Below are 16296 nucleotides of genomic sequence, written 5' to 3'. Positions count from 1 at the left end.
GACCCCTTACATCGCGCGTATTTTCGAGGGTGTTGGGGGCGGCGGGTGCAACCCGGCCCGCCGGAACGAGGGGAGAGTCATGTCCATCATCGAAGCTCAGGCACCACTGCACGAGGCGCACCGCGACAACCACACGCACCGTGACGTGAACGGCGGTTGGCTGCGCCCGGCGGTGTTCGGCGCGATGGACGGTCTCGTCTCCAACCTCGCCCTGATGACCGGTGTCGCCGGCGGCGCGGTGTCCACGCAGACCGTGGTCATCACCGGCGTCGCGGGGCTCGCCGCCGGAGCCTTCTCCATGGCGGCCGGCGAGTACACCTCCGTGGCCTCGCAGCGCGAGCTCGTCCAGGCGGAACTCGACGTCGAGCGCCGTCAGTTGCGCAAGCACCCGATCGACGAGATGGAGGAGCTCGCCGCGCTCTACGTCTCCCGGGGCGTCGAGCCCGCCCTCGCCCGCGAGGTCGCCATGCAGCTGTCGAAGGACCCCGAGCAGGCCCTGGAGATCCACGCCCGCGAGGAGCTCGGCATCGACCCCGACGACCTCCCGTCGCCGATGGTCGCCGCGGTCTCGTCCTTCGGCTCCTTCGCGCTCGGCGCCCTGCTCCCCGTACTGCCGTACCTGCTCGGGGCGACCGCGCTCTGGCCCGCCGTGCTGCTCGCGCTCATCGGCCTCTTCGGCTGCGGGGCGCTGGTGGCCCGGGTGACCGCCCGCGGCTGGCTCTTCAGCGGGATGCGGCAGCTCGTCCTGGGTGGCGCCGCGGCCGCCGTCACGTACGGGCTCGGGATGCTCTTCGGGGCGGCGCTGTAGCGGCGCTGTCCGCGGGCTGTGCGCGGCGCTGTCCGGGGGCCTGTCCGCGGGCTGTCCGCGGGCTGTCCGCGGCGCGGCAGGGACGGTGTGATGGCGGTGTCGCCGCTCCGGATATCGGAACGGATTTCGTACCCGTAGAGACGACCGGGAGGCCCCTTCGAGGGGCCTTTCCGGCATTTCGGGGCACCTTTTCGGGGCGTACGGCACGAATCGGCTGTGACGTATATCCCCTGCTCGATCCGCCGCGGCGATGAGACACTATGCACGGCGCCACATAAGTAGCCGGTTACCCGGCGGTTTCGAACTCGTGACCAACGGGAATGAGGCTTGAGCGCCGTCGGGCAATGGAGCCCACCCAGGCGGGCAACGATGCCCGCTCAGCGACGGACCGCCGAAGCCCGGAGATCCCTCCGGCTCCCCCGGCCCGTCCCCGCGGGACAGCCCCTTGTCCCCGCACCCCACAGGTGAGAACACACCACCACTGCGTGTCGGTGGTGTCCGCATGCTGGAACGAGCTATCCACTTCGCGAGAAGCCAGCCATCATGTAACCTGCACGAAATTTCGCGGAGGGCCAACGTCGTCCCTCGGCAGTTGCATATGCCACGACGACGACGGGAGAGCCGATGCGTTCCGACGCCTGGTCGCCCATGGACGGTCGCCCCGCTCCGCAGGGGATGTACGACCCCCGTAACGAACACGACGCCTGTGGTGTCGGGTTCGTGGCCACCCTCACCGGTGTAGCCAGCCACGCGCTGGTCGAGCAGGCGCTGACCGTACTGCGCAACCTCGAGCACCGCGGCGCCACCGGCTCCGAGCCCGACTCCGGAGACGGCGCCGGCATCCTTTTCCAGGTCCCGGACGCCTTCCTGCGCGAGGTCGCCGGATTCGAGCTCCCCGAGGCCGGCGCCTACGCCGTCGGCATCGCCTTCCTCCCCGAGGACGGCACGGACGAGACCGTCTCGAAGATCGAGACGATCGCCGCCGAAGAGGGCCTCACCGTCCTCGGCTGGCGCGAGGTCCCCGTCGCCCCCGAGCTGCTCGGCGCCTCCGCCCGCTCCACCATGCCGGTCTTCCGCCAGGTCTTCGTGGCCGACGGCGAGAACACGGGCATCGCGCTGGACCGCAAGGCGTTCGTGCTGCGCAAGCGCGCCGAGCGCGAGGCCGCGACCTACTTCCCGTCGCTCTCCGCCCGCACGATCGTCTACAAGGGCATGCTGACCACCGGCCAGCTGGAGCCGTTCTTCCCGGACCTGTCGGACCGCCGCTGCGCCTCCGCCGTGGCCCTGGTCCACTCCCGGTTCTCCACCAACACCTTCCCGAGCTGGCCGCTGGCCCACCCGTACCGCTTCGTCGCCCACAACGGTGAGATCAACACCGTCAAGGGCAACCGGAACTGGATGACCGCCCGCGAGGCGCAGCTCGACTCCCAGGTCTTCGGCGAGGGCTCGCTGGACCGGATCTTCCCGATCTGCACCCCGGACGCCTCCGACTCGGCCTCCTTCGACGAGGTCCTGGAACTGCTCCACCTCGGCGGCCGCTCCCTGCCGCACGCGGTCCTGATGATGGTCCCCGAGGCGTGGGAGAACCACGAGACCATGGACCCGGCCCGCCGCGCCTTCTACCAGTACCACTCCACGATGATGGAGCCCTGGGACGGCCCGGCCTGCGTCACCTTCACCGACGGCGTCCAGGTCGGCGCGGTCCTCGACCGCAACGGTCTGCGCCCCGGCCGCTACTGGGTCACCGACGAGGGCCTCGTCGTCCTCTCCTCCGAGGTCGGCGTCCTCGACATCGACCCCGCCAAGGTCGTCCGCAAGGGCCGCCTCCAGCCGGGCAAGATGTTCCTCGTCGACACCGCCGAGCACCGGATCATCGAGGACGACGAGATCAAGGCCGGTCTCGCCGCCGAGCACCCGTACGCGGAGTGGCTGGAGACCGGGGAGATCGAGCTCTCCGACCTTCCCGAGCGCGAGCACATCGTGCACACCCACGCCTCGGTCACCCGTCGCCAGCAGACCTTCGGCTACACCGAGGAAGAGCTCCGCGTCATCCTCGCCCCGATGGCCAACACCGGCGGCGAGCCCCTCGGCTCCATGGGCACGGACTCGCCGATCGCGGCCCTGTCCGCCCGCCCGCGGCTGCTCTTCGACTACTTCACCCAGCTCTTCGCGCAGGTCACCAACCCGCCGCTGGACGCCATCCGCGAGGAGCTCGTGACGAGCCTGCGCTCCTCGCTCGGCCCCGGCAGCAACCTGCTGGAGCCCACCTCCTCGTCGTGTCGCAGCGTCACCCTGCCCTTCCCGGTGATCGACAACGACGAGCTGGCCAAGCTCATCCACATCAACGCCGACGGCGACATGCCCGGCATGAAGGCCGCGACCCTCTCCGGCCTCTACCGGGTCTCCGGCGGCGGCGAGTCCCTCGCCGCCCGCATCGAGGCGATCTGCGCCGAGGCCGACACCGCGATCGAGGGCGGCGCCCGGCTGATCGTGCTCTCCGACCGGCACTCCGACGCCGAGCACGCGCCGATCCCCTCGCTGCTGCTCACCGCGGCCGTCCACCACCACCTCATCCGCACCAAGCAGCGCACCAAGGTGGGTCTGCTGGTCGAGGCCGGTGACGTCCGCGAGGTCCACCACGTCGCCCTGCTCATCGGCTACGGCGCCGCGGCGGTCAACCCGTACCTCGCCATGGAGTCCGTCGAGGACCTGGTCCGCGCCGGCACCTTCATCGAGGGCCTGGAGCCCGAGCAGGCCATCCGGAACCTGATCTACGCGCTCGGCAAGGGCGTCCTCAAGGTCATGTCCAAGATGGGCATCTCGACCGTCGCCTCCTACCGTGGCGCCCAGGTCTTCGAGGCCGTCGGCCTCGAAGCCGGCTTCGTCGCCACGTACTTCAACGGCACGGCCACCAAGATCGGCGGCGCCGGTCTCGACGTCGTCGCCAAGGAGGTCGCCGCCCGCCACGCCAAGGCGTACCCCGTCTCCGGCGTCCCCTCGGCGCACCGCGCCCTGGAGATCGGCGGCGAGTACCAGTGGCGCCGCGAGGGCGAGCCGCACCTGTTCGACCCGGAGACCGTCTTCCGCCTGCAGCACGCCACGCGCAACAAGCGGTACGACATCTTCAAGAAGTACACGGACCGGGTGAACGAGCAGTCCGAGCGCCTCATGACGCTCCGCGGCCTCTTCGGCTTCTCCTCGGGCCGTGAGGCGATCTCGATCGACGAGGTCGAGCCGGTCAGCGAGATCGTCAAGCGGTTCTCGACGGGCGCCATGTCGTACGGCTCCATCTCCCGCGAGGCGCACGAGACCCTCGCCATCGCCATGAACCAGCTGGGCGCCAAGTCCAACACCGGTGAGGGCGGCGAGGACCCGGACCGCCTGTACGACCCGGCGCGCCGCTCCTCCATCAAGCAGGTCGCCTCCGGCCGCTTCGGCGTCACCAGCGAGTACCTGGTCAACGCCGACGACATCCAGATCAAGATGGCCCAGGGCGCCAAGCCCGGCGAGGGCGGCCAGCTGCCCGGCCACAAGGTCTACCCGTGGGTCGCCAAGACGCGTCACTCGACGCCCGGCGTCGGCCTCATCTCGCCGCCGCCGCACCACGACATCTACTCCATCGAGGACCTGGCTCAGCTGATCCACGACCTCAAGAACGCCAACCCGGTCGCCCGCATCCACGTGAAGCTGGTCTCCGAGGTCGGCGTCGGCACGGTCGCCGCCGGTGTCTCCAAGGCCCACGCGGACGTCGTCCTCATCTCCGGCCACGACGGCGGAACGGGCGCCTCCCCGCTGACCTCGCTGAAGCACGCGGGCGGCCCCTGGGAGCTCGGCCTCGCCGAGACCCAGCAGACCCTGCTGCTCAACGGCCTGCGCGACCGCATCGTCGTCCAGACCGACGGCCAGCTCAAGACCGGCCGCGACGTCGTCATCGCCGCGCTGCTCGGCGCCGAGGAGTTCGGTTTCGCGACCGCGCCGCTCGTCGTCTCCGGCTGCGTCATGATGCGCGTCTGCCACCTGGACACCTGCCCGGTCGGAATCGCCACCCAGAACCCGGCGCTCCGCGACCGGTTCTCCGGCAAGGCCGAGTACGTCGTCAACTTCTTCGAGTTCATCGCCGAGGAGGTCCGCGAGATCCTCGCCGAGCTGGGCTTCCGGACGATCGAGGAGGCCGTCGGCCACGCCGAGCTGCTCGACACCAGCCGCGCCGTCACCCACTGGAAGGCGCAGGGTCTCGACCTGGAGCCGCTCTTCTACGTGCCGGAGCTGCCCGAGGGCGCGGTCCGCCACGCCCTGATCGAGCAGGACCACGGTCTGGAGAAGGCCCTCGACAACGAGCTGATCCAGCTCGCCGCCGAGGCCCTGAACGCCGCCTCCGCCGAGGAGGCGCAGCCGGTCCGCGCCCAGGTCGCGATCCGGAACATCAACCGGACCGTCGGCACGATGCTCGGCCACCACGTCACGAAGAAGTTCGGTGGCGCGGGCCTGCCCGCCGACACCATCGACATCACCTTCACCGGCTCCGCCGGCCAGTCCTTCGGCGCCTTCCTGCCGAGCGGTGTCACCCTCCGCCTGGAGGGCGACGCCAACGACTACGTCGGCAAGGGCCTCTCCGGCGGCCGCATCGTCGTCCGCCCGGACCGCGGCGCCGACCACCTGGCCGAGTACTCGACCATCGCGGGCAACACCATCGGCTACGGCGCGACCGGCGGCGAGCTGTTCCTGCGCGGCCGCACCGGCGAGCGCTTCTGCGTCCGCAACTCCGGCGCCCTGGTCGTCTCGGAGGGCGTGGGCGACCACGGCTGCGAGTACATGACCGGCGGTACGGCGGTCGTCCTCGGCGAGACCGGACGCAACTTCGCGGCCGGTATGTCGGGCGGTGTCGCCTACGTCGTCGACCTCGACCGGGACAACGTCAACTCCGGCAACCTGGGCGCGATCGAGACCCTTTCGGACGCCGACAAGGACTGGCTGCACGATGTCGTGCGCCGCCACCAGGAGGAGACCGGCTCGACGGTCGCGGAGAAGCTCCTCGCCGACTGGGACGCCGCGGCGGCCCGGTTCAGCAAGATCATCCCCACCACGTACAAGGCAGTGCTCGCCGCCAAGGACGCCGCTGAGCTCGCCGGTCTCTCCGAGACCGAGACCACCGAGAAGATGATGGAGGCGGCGACCAATGGCTGACCCCAAGGGCTTCCTTACCACCGGGCGCGAAGTCGCCAAGACCCGTCCGGTGGGCGAGCGCGTCAGGGACTGGAACGAGGTCTACGTTCCCGGTTCGCTGCTGCCGATCATCAGCAAGCAGGCCGGCCGCTGCATGGACTGCGGCATCCCGTTCTGCCACAACGGCTGCCCCCTCGGGAACCTCATCCCCGAGTGGAACGACTTCGCCTACCGCGAGGACTGGTCGGCGGCGCAGGAGCGCCTGCACGCCACCAACAACTTCCCGGAGTTCACCGGCCGCCTGTGCCCGGCTCCGTGCGAGTCGGCGTGCGTGCTCGGCATCAACCAGCCGGCCGTCACCATCAAGAACGTCGAAGTCTCCATCATCGACAAGGCCTGGGACGCGAACGACGTCAAGCCGCAGGTGCCCGAGCGCCTGTCCGGCAAGACCGCGGCCGTCATCGGCTCGGGCCCTGCGGGTCTCGCCGCCGCCCAGCAGCTGACCCGGGCCGGCCACACCGTGGTCGTGTACGAGCGCGCCGACCGCATCGGCGGCCTGCTGCGCTACGGCATCCCCGAGTTCAAGATGGAGAAGCGGCACATCAACCGCCGCATCGAGCAGATGCGCGCGGAGGGCACCAAGTTCCGCACGGGCATCGAGATCGGCCGCGACCTGACGTCGACGGACCTGCGCAAGCGGTTCGACGCCGTGGTCATCGCCGCCGGTGCCACCACCGCGCGTGACCTGCCCGTCCCGGGCCGCGAGCTGAACGGCATCCACCAGGCCATGGAGTACCTGCCGCTGGCCAACAAGGTCGTCGAGGGTGACTTCGTGGCCCCGCCGATCACCGCCGAGGGCAAGCACGTCGTGGTCATCGGCGGCGGCGACACCGGCGCGGACTGCGTCGGTACGGCGCACCGCCAGGGCGCGGCCTCGGTCACGCAGCTGGAGATCATGCCGAAGCCGGGCGAGGACCGGAACGCAGGCCAGCCCTGGCCGACCTTCCCCATGCTGTACAAGGTCACCTCCGCTCACGAGGAGGGCGGCGAGCGGGTCTACTCCGTCTCCACCACCCACTTCGAGGGCGACGAGGACGGCAACGTCCAGTTCCTCCACCTCGTCGAGGTCGAGTTCGTCGAGGGCAAGCTGACCCAGAAGCCGGGCACGGAGCGCAAGATCCCCGCCCAGCTGGTCACGCTCGCGATGGGCTTCACCGGCACGGACGTGGAGAACGGCCTGGTCGCGCAGTTTGGTCTGGACCTCGATGAGCGGGGTAACATCGCCCGTGACGCGGACTTCGCCACCAACGTCGATGGCGTGTACGTCGCCGGTGACGCCGGCCGCGGCCAGTCCCTCATCGTGTGGGCCATCGCCGAGGGCCGCTCCGCCGCCCGTGGCGTGGACCGCTACCTGACCGGAGCCAGCTCCCTGCCGGCCCCGATCCGTCCGACGGACCGTTCGCTGACGGTCTGATCCCGCCGGATCACCCTGAGAACGTCCCGTACAACGACGTGCGGAACTGAGCGCGGCGCCCCCCGAATGTCCCCGACCGGACGACTGGGTGGGCGCCGGTGCTCGTGGTGAAGGTCCGCAGCTGTCCGTCGTGGGACACGTCGTGGGTTCGGCGGCGCGTACGGTTGCTCCCTGTGCTCCCTGTGCTCCCTGTGCTCCCTGTGCTCCCTGTGCTCCCTGTGCTCCCTGTCCTCCGGTGCGCGTCGGTGGGCGCTGCCCGGTGTCCTTGGTGTCCGTCGCGGGCGGGGATCACCCGCACGGCGCGCGGAAGTGCGGGATCACCTTCGTGCCCCACTGGCGGATGGTCTCCAGGCAGACCTCCTGCGGCACTGTGCCCATCTGGATGAGGCACATCACCTCGTCGACGCCGATCTCCCGGAGTCGTTCCACGTAGGCGATCGCGGTCGCGGCGTCTCCGTAGGCGTGGTCGGTGTTGTACGTGCCGGTGTCGACCGGGCGGGCCGGGATGTTCGCCTCGTGGAGGCGGGCGATCAGTTTCTCGCGTTCCTGGCCGAGTGCTCCCGTATGGTCCTCGTCCTCCGCGTAACCGGTGGGCGCGGGGGCGCCCCCGTGCCAGTGGGCGATCGACTCGGCGAAGAAGCGCTGGCCGCGCGTGCCGAGCCGCAGGGCGCGGTCGGCGTCGTCCAGGACGATCGTCGGGCAGAGCGCCGAGAAGTGGTCGTTGACCTCGGTGGAGACGCACCGCGACCCGTCGCGGGCGGCGATGGCCCCGTCGTACACCGCACGCATCGCCCGGACGTCCTCGGCGCCCGCGAAGCCCATCACCAGGGCCCCGATGCCCAGTTCGGCCGCCTGTCGCAGGGAGTCGTGCTGTGAGCAGGCCATGAAGAGGGGCGGGTGCGGCCGCTGCACGGGGCGGGGGAGGACCGCGCCGGGGCCGATGTCGAGGGAGCCGTGCCACTCGAACTCCGGCTCGCGCCACGCGGCGGCGAAGATCCGCAGGGCCTCCTCGGTCTGCGGCCGGGTGTCGGCGGGGTCCACCCCGAACATCCGCATCTCCTGGCGGGTCGCGCCCCGGCCGGCGCCGACGTCGAGGCGTCCGCCGGAGAGCACGTCGAGCATGGCGGCGCGTTCGGCGACCCGGACCGGGTGCTGGTATCCGAAGGGCATGGTGACCACGCCGTGCCCGACGCGGATCGTCCGCGTGCGGGCGGCGACCCAGGTCAGGAAGATCTCGGACGCGCTCATGTGGGCGTACCGGGTGAGGGAGTGGTGCTCGACCGCCCAGACGCGGTCGAAGCCCATCTCCTCGGCGAGGACGGCCTGTTCGACGCAGTCGTGGATGACCGCGCGTTCGCGTGCGGGGGTGGGGTCGACGAGCTGCGCTTCGAAGATCATGGAGAACTTCACCGGGGCTCCTCCCGAGGCGGCGGCCGGACGGCTGCGCCTGATCGAGCTGTGTCTGATCGAGCTATGTCTGATCGAGCTGTCTGATCAAGCTGTCCGATCGAGCTGTGCCAGGTCGAGCCATGCGTATCGAGCTATGCCTAATCGAAATACTTCTAGCAGGCATGGATCGAGGAGGGAAGGGAGCCGTAGACTTCCCGTCGTGGTGGATGACGAGACCGTGCCGGGGCTTCCCGCGACCAGCTGGGCCGTCCTCGGACTGCTCTCCTTCGGGCGGGAGTTGTCCGGCTACGACGTCAAGAAGTGGTCCGACCGGTCCCTCGGCCTCTTCTACTGGAGCCCGTCCTTCAGCCAGATCTACGGCGAGCTCAAACGGCTGGAGAAGACCGGCTACGCCACCTCCCGCCTGGTCGCACCGGAGACCGGCACGCGCGACAAGCGCGTCTACCGAATCACCGACGAGGGCCTCGCCGCCGTCCGCACCTGGGCCCGCACCGCCCCCCTCGACCCGCCCGTCCTCAAGCACGGGCCGATGCTGCGGCTCTGGCTGGGCCACCTCCTCGAACCCGAGCGGATGCGCGAGATCCTGGCCGGACACCGGGAGTACGCCGAGTCCATGCGGCTGCGGGCCGAGGCCGACGCGGCGGACGCCGGGACCGACGAGGCGTGGGCCTACCCCCGGCTGACCCTCACCTGGGCCGAGCGGTACTACGCGGCCGAGCGCGACCTGGCCGACGCCATGCTCGCGGACATCGAACGCCTGGAGAAGGAGCGCCCATGGCCATGAGCCTGCGGAAGGTCGAGGAGACCGCGCCCGTGCTGGTCAACCTCTACAAGTCGGCGGGGGAGTCCCTCCGGAAGCACGGCATGGGCGGGCAGCGGGTCGCCGTCTACCTGGTCGTCGACTACTCGGGGTCGATGAAGCCGTACTACGCCGACGGCACCGTCCAGGCCCTGGCCGACCGGGTCCTCGGGCTCTCCGCGCACTTCGACGACGACGGCCGCGTGCCGGTGGTCTTCTTCTCCACCGACATCGACGCCGAGACCGACATCCGGCTCGACGACCACGCCGGCAGCATCGACCGGATCGTCGCCGGCCTCGGCCACATGGGCAAGACCAGCTACCACCTCGCCATGGACGCCGTTATCGACCACTACCTGGACAGCGGCTCCACCGCGCCCGCGCTCGTCGTCTTCCAGACCGACGGAGGGCCGATCAACAAGCCGGCCGCCGAGCGGTACGTGTGCAAGGCGGCCCGGCTGCCGATCTTCTGGCAGTTCATCGGCTTCGGCGACCCCGGCAGCCGGCAGTTCGACTTCCTCCGCAGGCTGGACGAGCTGGACGTGCCGGCAAAGAGGCCCGTCGACAACGCCGGCTTCTTCCACGCGGGCCGCGAGCCGCACCGGGTCCCGGACGCGGAGCTGTACGACCGGCTCGTCTCCGACTTCCCCGCGTGGCTCGCGGCCGCCCGGGCCCAGGGCATCGTCCGCTCGTGAGCCGCAGGCCCCCTCGGCCCTGTCGTCGAACTCCCGCCTGCCCTTCGGGCGGACGACGGGAGTTTGACGACAGGACCTAGCCGAAGCGAGGGTCGTCAACTCGCCACCGCCGCAAGGCGCAGGGGATATCCGTTGGCCGACTCCCGGGCGCCCGGGGGATCATGAAGCCATGACCTCTCTCGTACGCCACGTGACCATCGACTGCGCCGACGCCTACGCCCTGGCGAGTTTCTGGGCCGCCGCCCTGGACGCGAAGCTCGGCGACGACGACCTGCCCGGCGACCCCGAGGCCGTCGTCGAGTCGCCCGGCGCGAACCTCCTCTTCATCCAGGTCCCCGAGGCCAAGGAGGTCAAGAACCGCGTCCACCTCGACCTCCAGCCGCAGGACCGCACCCGCGACGAGGAGGTCGAGCGCCTGCTCGCCCTCGGCGCCACCCTGCTCGACGACCGGCGGAACGCCGACGGCACCGGCTGGGCGACCCTCGCCGACCCGGAGGGCAACGAGTTCTGCGTCGAGCGCAGCGCGGCCGAGCGCGCCGCCGCCTCCTGACGGCTCGGCCTTCCGACGCCCGGCCTCTGGTGTGGGGGCCTCTGGTGTCGGGGCCTCCTGAGCAGGGCGGGCACCCGGCGCGGCGCGCCGGGTCCAGAATGGACAGGTGCCGAACACTGCCAGCAAGAAGAAGACCCAGGTGAGCGCCGGGCCCGAGCGGCGTCGTGAGCTCCTCGAGACGGCGGCCGAGGTCTTCGCCGCCCAGGGGTACAACGCCACCACCGTCCGCAAGATCGCGGACGCCGCCGGCATGCTCGCCGGCAGCCTCTACTACCACTTCGACTCCAAGGAGTCGATGCTCGACGAGATCCTCTCCAGCTTCCTGACCGAGCTGTGGGAGGGCTACGACGCCGTCCTCGGCGCCGGGCTCGGGCCCCGCGAGACCATCGAAGCCCTCGTCACCGAGTCCTTCCGGGAGATCGACCGGCACCGCGCCGCCGTCGCCATCTACCAGAAGGAGTCGCGGCACCTCACCGACCTGCCCCGCTTCCAGTACCTGGTGGAGTCGCAGGAGAGGTTCGAGAAGGCCTGGCTCGGCACCCTGGAGCGCGGTGTCGCGGCCGGGGTGTTCCGCGCCGACCTCGACATCCGGCTGACCTACCGCTTCGTCCGCGACACCGTCTGGGTCGCCGCGTCCTGGTACCGGCCGGGCGGGCAGCACCGCCCGGAGGAGATCGCCCGCCAGTACCTGACCATGGTGCTGGACGGAGTCGCCGTACGCGCGTGACGACTGTGAGGTCGCCCACGTAGGGGCGTCCGGGCCTGGGCTGATCCGTCCGGGCATCGGTCGGGCGGGGCGGGAAGGTCCTGAGGCGCACTATTGTTCCGGTAGAGACATCCGGAGTGCGTATCGCGTGTTCCGGGAGAAGCAGCCGGGGCCCGTTCGCGTGTTCCGGAACGAACAGCCGGGGCCCGCATCGCGCAGGTGCGGGCCCCGGCTGTGCCGCGAGCACCGGCCAGGAAGGCACGCATGACCCGCTCCGAACGCCCCCACAAGCGCGGCCCCCGCACCGCCCCGGCGAAGTCCACGTCACAGCCGAAGGCCTCCCGCGGTGGCCGTCGTCCCACCGCGCCCCCGCCGCCGGCGGAGTTCACCCCGCCGGAGACGGTGACGCCCGCGCTCCCCGCGGTGGCCTCCTTCTCCGACCTGGACATGCCCGAGGGCCTCCTGCGGATTCTGGGCGAGCAGGGTGTGACGGAGCCGTTCCCGATCCAGGCCGCGACCCTGCCGAACTCCCTCGCCGGGCGCGACGTCCTCGGCCGGGGCCGCACCGGCTCCGGCAAGACCCTCGCCTTCGGCCTCGCGCTCCTCGCGCGCACCGCCGGCCGCCGCGCCGAGCCGACCGCGCCCCTCGCGCTGGTCCTGGTGCCCACCCGCGAGCTCGCCCAGCAGGTCACCGACGCCCTCACCCCGTACGCCGGCGCCCTGCGCCTGCGGATCACCACGGTCGTCGGCGGCATGTCGATCTCCCGGCAGTCCTCCGCGCTGCGCCGCGGCGCCGAGGTCCTCATCGCCACGCCCGGCCGCCTCATGGACCTCATCGACCGCGGCGACTGCCGTCTCGACCAGGTGGCGATCACGGTCCTCGACGAGGCCGACCAGATGGCCGACATGGGCTTCCTGCCGCAGGTCACCAAGCTGCTCAAGCAGGTCGAGCCGGGCGGCCAGCGGCTGCTCTTCTCGGCGACGCTCGACCGGAACATCGACAAGCTCGTCAAGATGTTCCTGGACGACCCGGTCGTGCACTCGGTCGACCCCTCGGCCGGCGCGGTGACCACCATGGAGCACCACGTCCTGTACGTGATGGACGAGACCGACAAGAAGGCCGTCACGCTGAAGATCGCGGCCCGCGACGGCCGGACGATCCTCTTCCTCGACACCAAGCGGTCCGTGGACCGGCTGGTCAAGCGGCTCCTGGCCAACGGCGTACGGGCCTCCGGCCTGCACGGCGGCCGCTCGCAGCCGCAGCGCAACCGGACCCTGGACCAGTTCAAGACCGGCCAGGTCACCACGCTCGTCGCGACGAACGTGGCGGCCCGCGGCATCCACGTCGACGACCTCGACATGGTCGTGAACGTCGACCCGCCGATGGACCACAAGGACTACCTGCACCGCGGCGGCCGCACCGCCCGCGCCGGCGAGTCCGGCAGCGTCTTCACCCTGGTCCTGCCCGAGCAGAAGCGGGACATGGGCCGACTGATGTCGAACGCCGGGATCAGCCCGCGCACGGCGCAGATCAAGTCCAGCGACCAGCACCTGACCGACCTCACCGGCGCCCGTGAGCCCTCGGGCGTCCCGGTCGTCATCGAGACGCCGCAGCCGACCCCGCCGCGCAAGGCGCCGGGAGCCGGCGGCGCCGGGAGCGGGGGCGGCCGCGGCCGTCGTCGCCGTCCCGCCGCCGGTACGGGCACGGCCACGGCCGCGTCGACGGGGGCGGGGCGCGCCTCCGGCTCCGGCGGTTCGTCCACGGGCCGCGGTTCCGGTGCGGGTCGCGGCTCCGGCGCGGGTCGGGGCTCCGGCTCCGGCGCGGGTGCCGGGCGCGGTGCGTCCGCCGGGGCCGGAGCCGCCCGCGGCGGACGTCAGGCGTCGAGCACGAGCCGTTCCCGCAGCGCCAGCACGTCGCGGAACTCCAGGCCGAGGCCGACGGACACGTAACGGAAGAGGCTTCCGTAGGAGACCCGGACCTGATCGAGGGCGCTGTCGAGATAGGCGTCCCGCACCTCCTGGAGGGGCACGATCAGGTCCGGGTTCTGCATGTACCCGCCCTGCTTGAGCCCCTCGCGCACCTTGGCGTCGTAGGCGGCGCGGATGGTGTTCGAGGCCAGGTAGTCGGCGCGGGCCGCCGAGGCCGGCACGCCGACCAGGTTGAGCAGCAGATAGCCGGTCCAGCCGGTGCGGTCCTTGCCCGAGGTGCAGTGCAGGAGGAGCGGCCCCCGGCGGCGGTCGGCCAGGTCCCGCAGGGTCTGGGCGAAGGCGGCCCGGTTGGCGGCGTCGGTGACGAAGGTCCGGTACACCTCGGTCATGAAGGCGGCGGCCCGCCCGCCGCCGAGCATCTCCTCCTGCCGCACCGGGTCGCGGGAGCCGATCGCGGCCGTCAGCCGCCCGAAGAGACCGTTGTCGGTGATGGGCCGGGCGATCGGGACGGCGTCGGCCGGCAGCCGGTCGGCACCGTCGTACGAGACCTCCAGCGGGATCCGCAGGTCGACGACCGTGCCGAGACCGAGCCCGGCGAGCGTGACGAGGTCGGCGTCGGTGAGCTTCGCGAGGTGGTCGCCCCGGTAGGCGAGGCCGTGACGGACCCGGCCGCCGTCGTAGGTGGCGTACCCCCCGAGATCGCGGACGTTGACCGCGCCCTGGAGCGGGATCTGGCGGATGGTGTTCCGGAGCGCACGCGGAAGCGGGCGGGCCTGGGCGTTCGCCGGCAGCGCCGCGAACAGGGCGGCGGCGCCGGTGGTGCTGAGCAGCGCGCGTCGGGACAGGGGCATGGCGGGACTCCCTCATGGACGTACGGACTGACGGACGTACGACTGACGGGCGGACGGGCCCACCAAACGTTTGTTAGGCGACTCGGGAGGAAGGTAGCAGCCCCCGGGGCCGTAGGGGAGGGTCGTGCTCGCACGGGGATGAACCGCGCGCGTGGAAGCGCGTCCGCCGGCGGTCCCGGCCTCGGTGCGGGGGCGCGTCGGCCCCGGGCGCGGGCCGCGCGTCACTCTCTCCGCTACGCGGGCGCGTCGGACCCGGCGCAGGGCTGCGCCGGCTCCGGTGCGGGGCGCGTCGGCCGCTGCGGGGCCGTCTCGGCCCCGCGCGGATCGCCTCGGCCCCGGGCCCGGGGCCGCGCGTCAGCCCCCGCTACGCGGGCGTCGTCGGTCTCATCCGCCGGTCTCGGCGTCGGTCTCGACGCCGGCCTCGGCGTCGGGCCGCGTCAGCCCCGCCGTGGCGTCGTCCACTCCAGGCGGGTTCTGACCCGGGCGTCCCGGATGTGTTCGAGGGCGGCGAGGGCCGTCTCGCGCGCCGTGCCGTCCGGGTCGCCGTCCGCCAGGGCCGAGGCCAGCGCGTCCACGGCCCGCGGGTCCTGACGGATCGCCAGGCCCCGGGCCGCCTCCGCCGCCGTCTCCGGATCGTCGTCGCCGAGCCGCTCCGCGAGCCCCTCCCGGACGAGCGGGGTGTCGTCGGGCAGTTCGGCGAGCGCGAGCGTCGCCCAGTCGCGCACCCGGGAGTCACCGTCCCGGCTCAGCGCGAGGAGCACCCCGAGGGCCTCCGTGTGCCCCGCCGGCACGATCCCGGCCAGCGCCCCCGCGACCGCCCGCCGCACCGCCGCCTCGGGATGCCCGGCCGCCGCGAGCAGCTCCGGTACGGCCCCCGCGTCCCCGCACTCACCGAGCGCGAGCACGGTCGACAGCAGGGGCTCCCGCGCCGTGGGCAGGGCCTCCGCGGCCAGCCGCCGCAGCACGGGCAGCGCGCTCGCCCCGAAGCCCGGCAGTGCGCCGAGCACCCGCGCGCCGAGTGCCCGGCGCAGCGGATCGCGGTAGGCGCACCAGCCCGCCGCCGTCACGAAGGTCTCCTCGTCGGCCCGGCCGGCCAGTTCGGCCACCGCCGTCGTCCAGGCGTCGAGCTCCGGGTCCCCGCAGCGCAGCGCCCGCGCCGCGAGCTCCTCGTGCGGGGTGCGCAGCCCCATCGCCGCCTCCAGGAGCGTGGCGATCGCCGCGTGACCGGTCTGCCGCTCGTCGCCGCGCGTGGGTGCGCCGTCCTCCCGCAGCAGTTCGACGACGACCGTCACCCCGCCGTCCTCCCGGACCCGGCGGACGACCGCCTCGTACGTCTGCCCGCCGTCGTTCCCGGCGACGAGCCCCCGCCGCAGCTCCGCCGCGATGTCCGCGCCGATCCAGCGCCGGGCCTCCCGCAGCGCGGCCTCCGGGGCCGCCGCCCCGTGGTCGAGCAGCGTCCGTACGCAGGCGGTGGAGCCGCGCCGGGCGGCGGCGACGAGCGGGAGGAAGCCGTCGGGCCCCGGGCGGTCCGGATCGGCGCCGTGCTCCAGAAGCACCCGCGCGGTCCCGGCGTGCCCGAGACGGAGCGCCCAGGCGAGCGCCGTGAAGCCGAACTCCTCCTCCTGGTCGGCCTCCGCGCCGCCCGCGAGCAGCGCCCGCACCACCTCGGCGTGCCCGCCGCAGGCCGCCCCGCACAGCGGCAGGTCGCTGTCCTCCTCCCCGCTGCGGCGCCCCGGATCGGCCCCGGCGGCGAGGAGTACCCGGACGATCCCGGGCTCGTCGCCGACGGCCGCGCGGTACAGCGCGGTCTCCCCGTCCTCCCGGCCCTCGGGGTCCGCCCCGCTCCGCAGGGCCCGCACGGCCCCGTCCTCGTCCCCGGCTCGGATGGCGTCGAACAACGTACTCATACGC

Annotated in this window: 10 protein-coding genes and 1 pseudogene; 8 read left to right on the top strand and 3 right to left on the bottom strand. The window is 72.2% G+C overall.

Annotation, left to right across the window (positions count from 1 at the left end; genetic code table 11):
• Nucleotides 1-79: 79 nt before the first annotated feature.
• From IE124_RS07150 to IE124_RS07140, 3 genes are all read left to right on the top strand, one after another.
• The gene (locus tag IE124_RS07150; RefSeq protein ID WP_189505931.1) at nt 80-808 is read left to right on the top strand and encodes a VIT1/CCC1 transporter family protein; all 729 of its coding nucleotides are present in this window, start codon (nt 80-82) and stop codon (nt 806-808) included.
• A gap of 624 nt (nt 809-1432) precedes the next feature.
• A complete protein-coding gene (gltB, locus tag IE124_RS07145) occupies nt 1433-5992 on the top strand; it encodes a glutamate synthase large subunit (protein WP_189505929.1) in 4560 nt (1519 codons plus the stop codon).
• Nucleotides 5985-7445 (top strand): glutamate synthase subunit beta, encoded by a 1461-nt coding sequence (locus IE124_RS07140; protein WP_189505927.1) that lies wholly within the window; start codon nt 5985-5987, stop codon nt 7443-7445. The genes gltB and IE124_RS07140 overlap by 8 nt, the downstream gene beginning before the upstream one ends.
• Nucleotides 7446-7733: 288 nt before the next feature.
• Here IE124_RS07140 and IE124_RS07135 read toward each other — a convergent pair whose 3' ends face one another.
• Complete coding sequence (locus tag IE124_RS07135; protein ID WP_189505925.1) at nt 7734-8855, bottom strand: LLM class flavin-dependent oxidoreductase; 1122 nt, start codon at nt 8853-8855, stop codon at nt 7734-7736.
• Nucleotides 8856-9054: 199 nt separating this feature from the next.
• Between IE124_RS07135 and IE124_RS07130 the strand changes: the two genes are divergently transcribed.
• From IE124_RS07130 to IE124_RS07110, 5 genes and pseudogenes are all read left to right on the top strand, one after another.
• A complete protein-coding gene (locus tag IE124_RS07130; RefSeq protein WP_229832236.1) occupies nt 9055-9639 on the top strand; it encodes a PadR family transcriptional regulator in 585 nt (194 codons plus the stop codon).
• Entirely contained in the window at nt 9630-10349 is a 720-nt protein-coding gene (locus tag IE124_RS07125) for a vWA domain-containing protein (RefSeq protein ID WP_189505922.1), read from the top strand. The genes IE124_RS07130 and IE124_RS07125 overlap by 10 nt, the downstream gene beginning before the upstream one ends.
• Before the next feature lie 169 nt (nt 10350-10518).
• Nucleotides 10519-10890 (top strand): annotated as a pseudogene (locus tag IE124_RS07120) (VOC family protein); the annotation flags it as partial.
• 115 nt (nt 10891-11005) lie between these two features.
• On the top strand, nt 11006-11626 hold the full coding sequence (locus IE124_RS07115) for a TetR/AcrR family transcriptional regulator (protein ID WP_189505918.1): 621 nt from the start codon (nt 11006-11008) through the stop codon (nt 11624-11626).
• Nucleotides 11627-11869: 243 nt separating this feature from the next.
• Nucleotides 11870-13555: a DEAD/DEAH box helicase gene (locus tag IE124_RS07110; protein WP_189505916.1), complete on the top strand. Its 1686-nt coding sequence runs from the start codon at nt 11870-11872 to the stop codon at nt 13553-13555.
• Here IE124_RS07110 and IE124_RS07105 read toward each other — a convergent pair.
• Nucleotides 13480-14385 carry a tyrosine-protein phosphatase gene (locus IE124_RS07105; RefSeq protein WP_189505914.1) on the bottom strand — a complete coding sequence of 302 codons (906 nt, stop codon included), beginning with the start codon at nt 14383-14385 and terminating at the stop codon, nt 13480-13482. The genes IE124_RS07110 and IE124_RS07105 overlap by 76 nt on opposite strands.
• 437 nt (nt 14386-14822) lie before the next feature.
• Nucleotides 14823-16292 carry an ankyrin repeat domain-containing protein gene (locus tag IE124_RS07100; RefSeq protein WP_189505911.1) on the bottom strand — a complete coding sequence of 490 codons (1470 nt, stop codon included), beginning with the start codon at nt 16290-16292 and terminating at the stop codon, nt 14823-14825.
• Nucleotides 16293-16296: the final 4 nt, after the last annotated feature.

This window comes from Streptomyces narbonensis (assembly GCF_014649015.1).
GTDB classification, from domain to species: domain Bacteria; phylum Actinomycetota; class Actinomycetes; order Streptomycetales; family Streptomycetaceae; genus Streptomyces; species Streptomyces narbonensis.
The sequence above is the reverse complement of the archived record's forward strand: the minus strand, read 5'-3'. Positions and strand labels throughout refer to the sequence as shown.

What these genes read in the sequence shown, in the direction of transcription:
- IE124_RS07150 (WP_189505931.1), top strand. Translation starts at nt 80, where the DNA reads ATGTCCATCATCGAAGCTCAGGCACCACTGCACGAGGCGCACCGCGAC.
- gltB (WP_189505929.1), top strand. Translation starts at nt 1,433, where the DNA reads ATGCGTTCCGACGCCTGGTCGCCCATGGACGGTCGCCCCGCTCCGCAG.
- IE124_RS07140 (WP_189505927.1), top strand. Translation starts at nt 5,985, where the DNA reads ATGGCTGACCCCAAGGGCTTCCTTACCACCGGGCGCGAAGTCGCCAAG.
- IE124_RS07125 (WP_189505922.1), top strand. Translation starts at nt 9,630, where the DNA reads ATGGCCATGAGCCTGCGGAAGGTCGAGGAGACCGCGCCCGTGCTGGTC.
- IE124_RS07110 (WP_189505916.1), top strand. Translation starts at nt 11,870, where the DNA reads ATGACCCGCTCCGAACGCCCCCACAAGCGCGGCCCCCGCACCGCCCCG.
- IE124_RS07105 (WP_189505914.1), bottom strand. Translation starts at nt 14,385, where the DNA reads ATGCCCCTGTCCCGACGCGCGCTGCTCAGCACCACCGGCGCCGCCGCC.
- IE124_RS07100 (WP_189505911.1), bottom strand. Translation starts at nt 16,292, where the DNA reads ATGAGTACGTTGTTCGACGCCATCCGAGCCGGGGACGAGGACGGGGCC.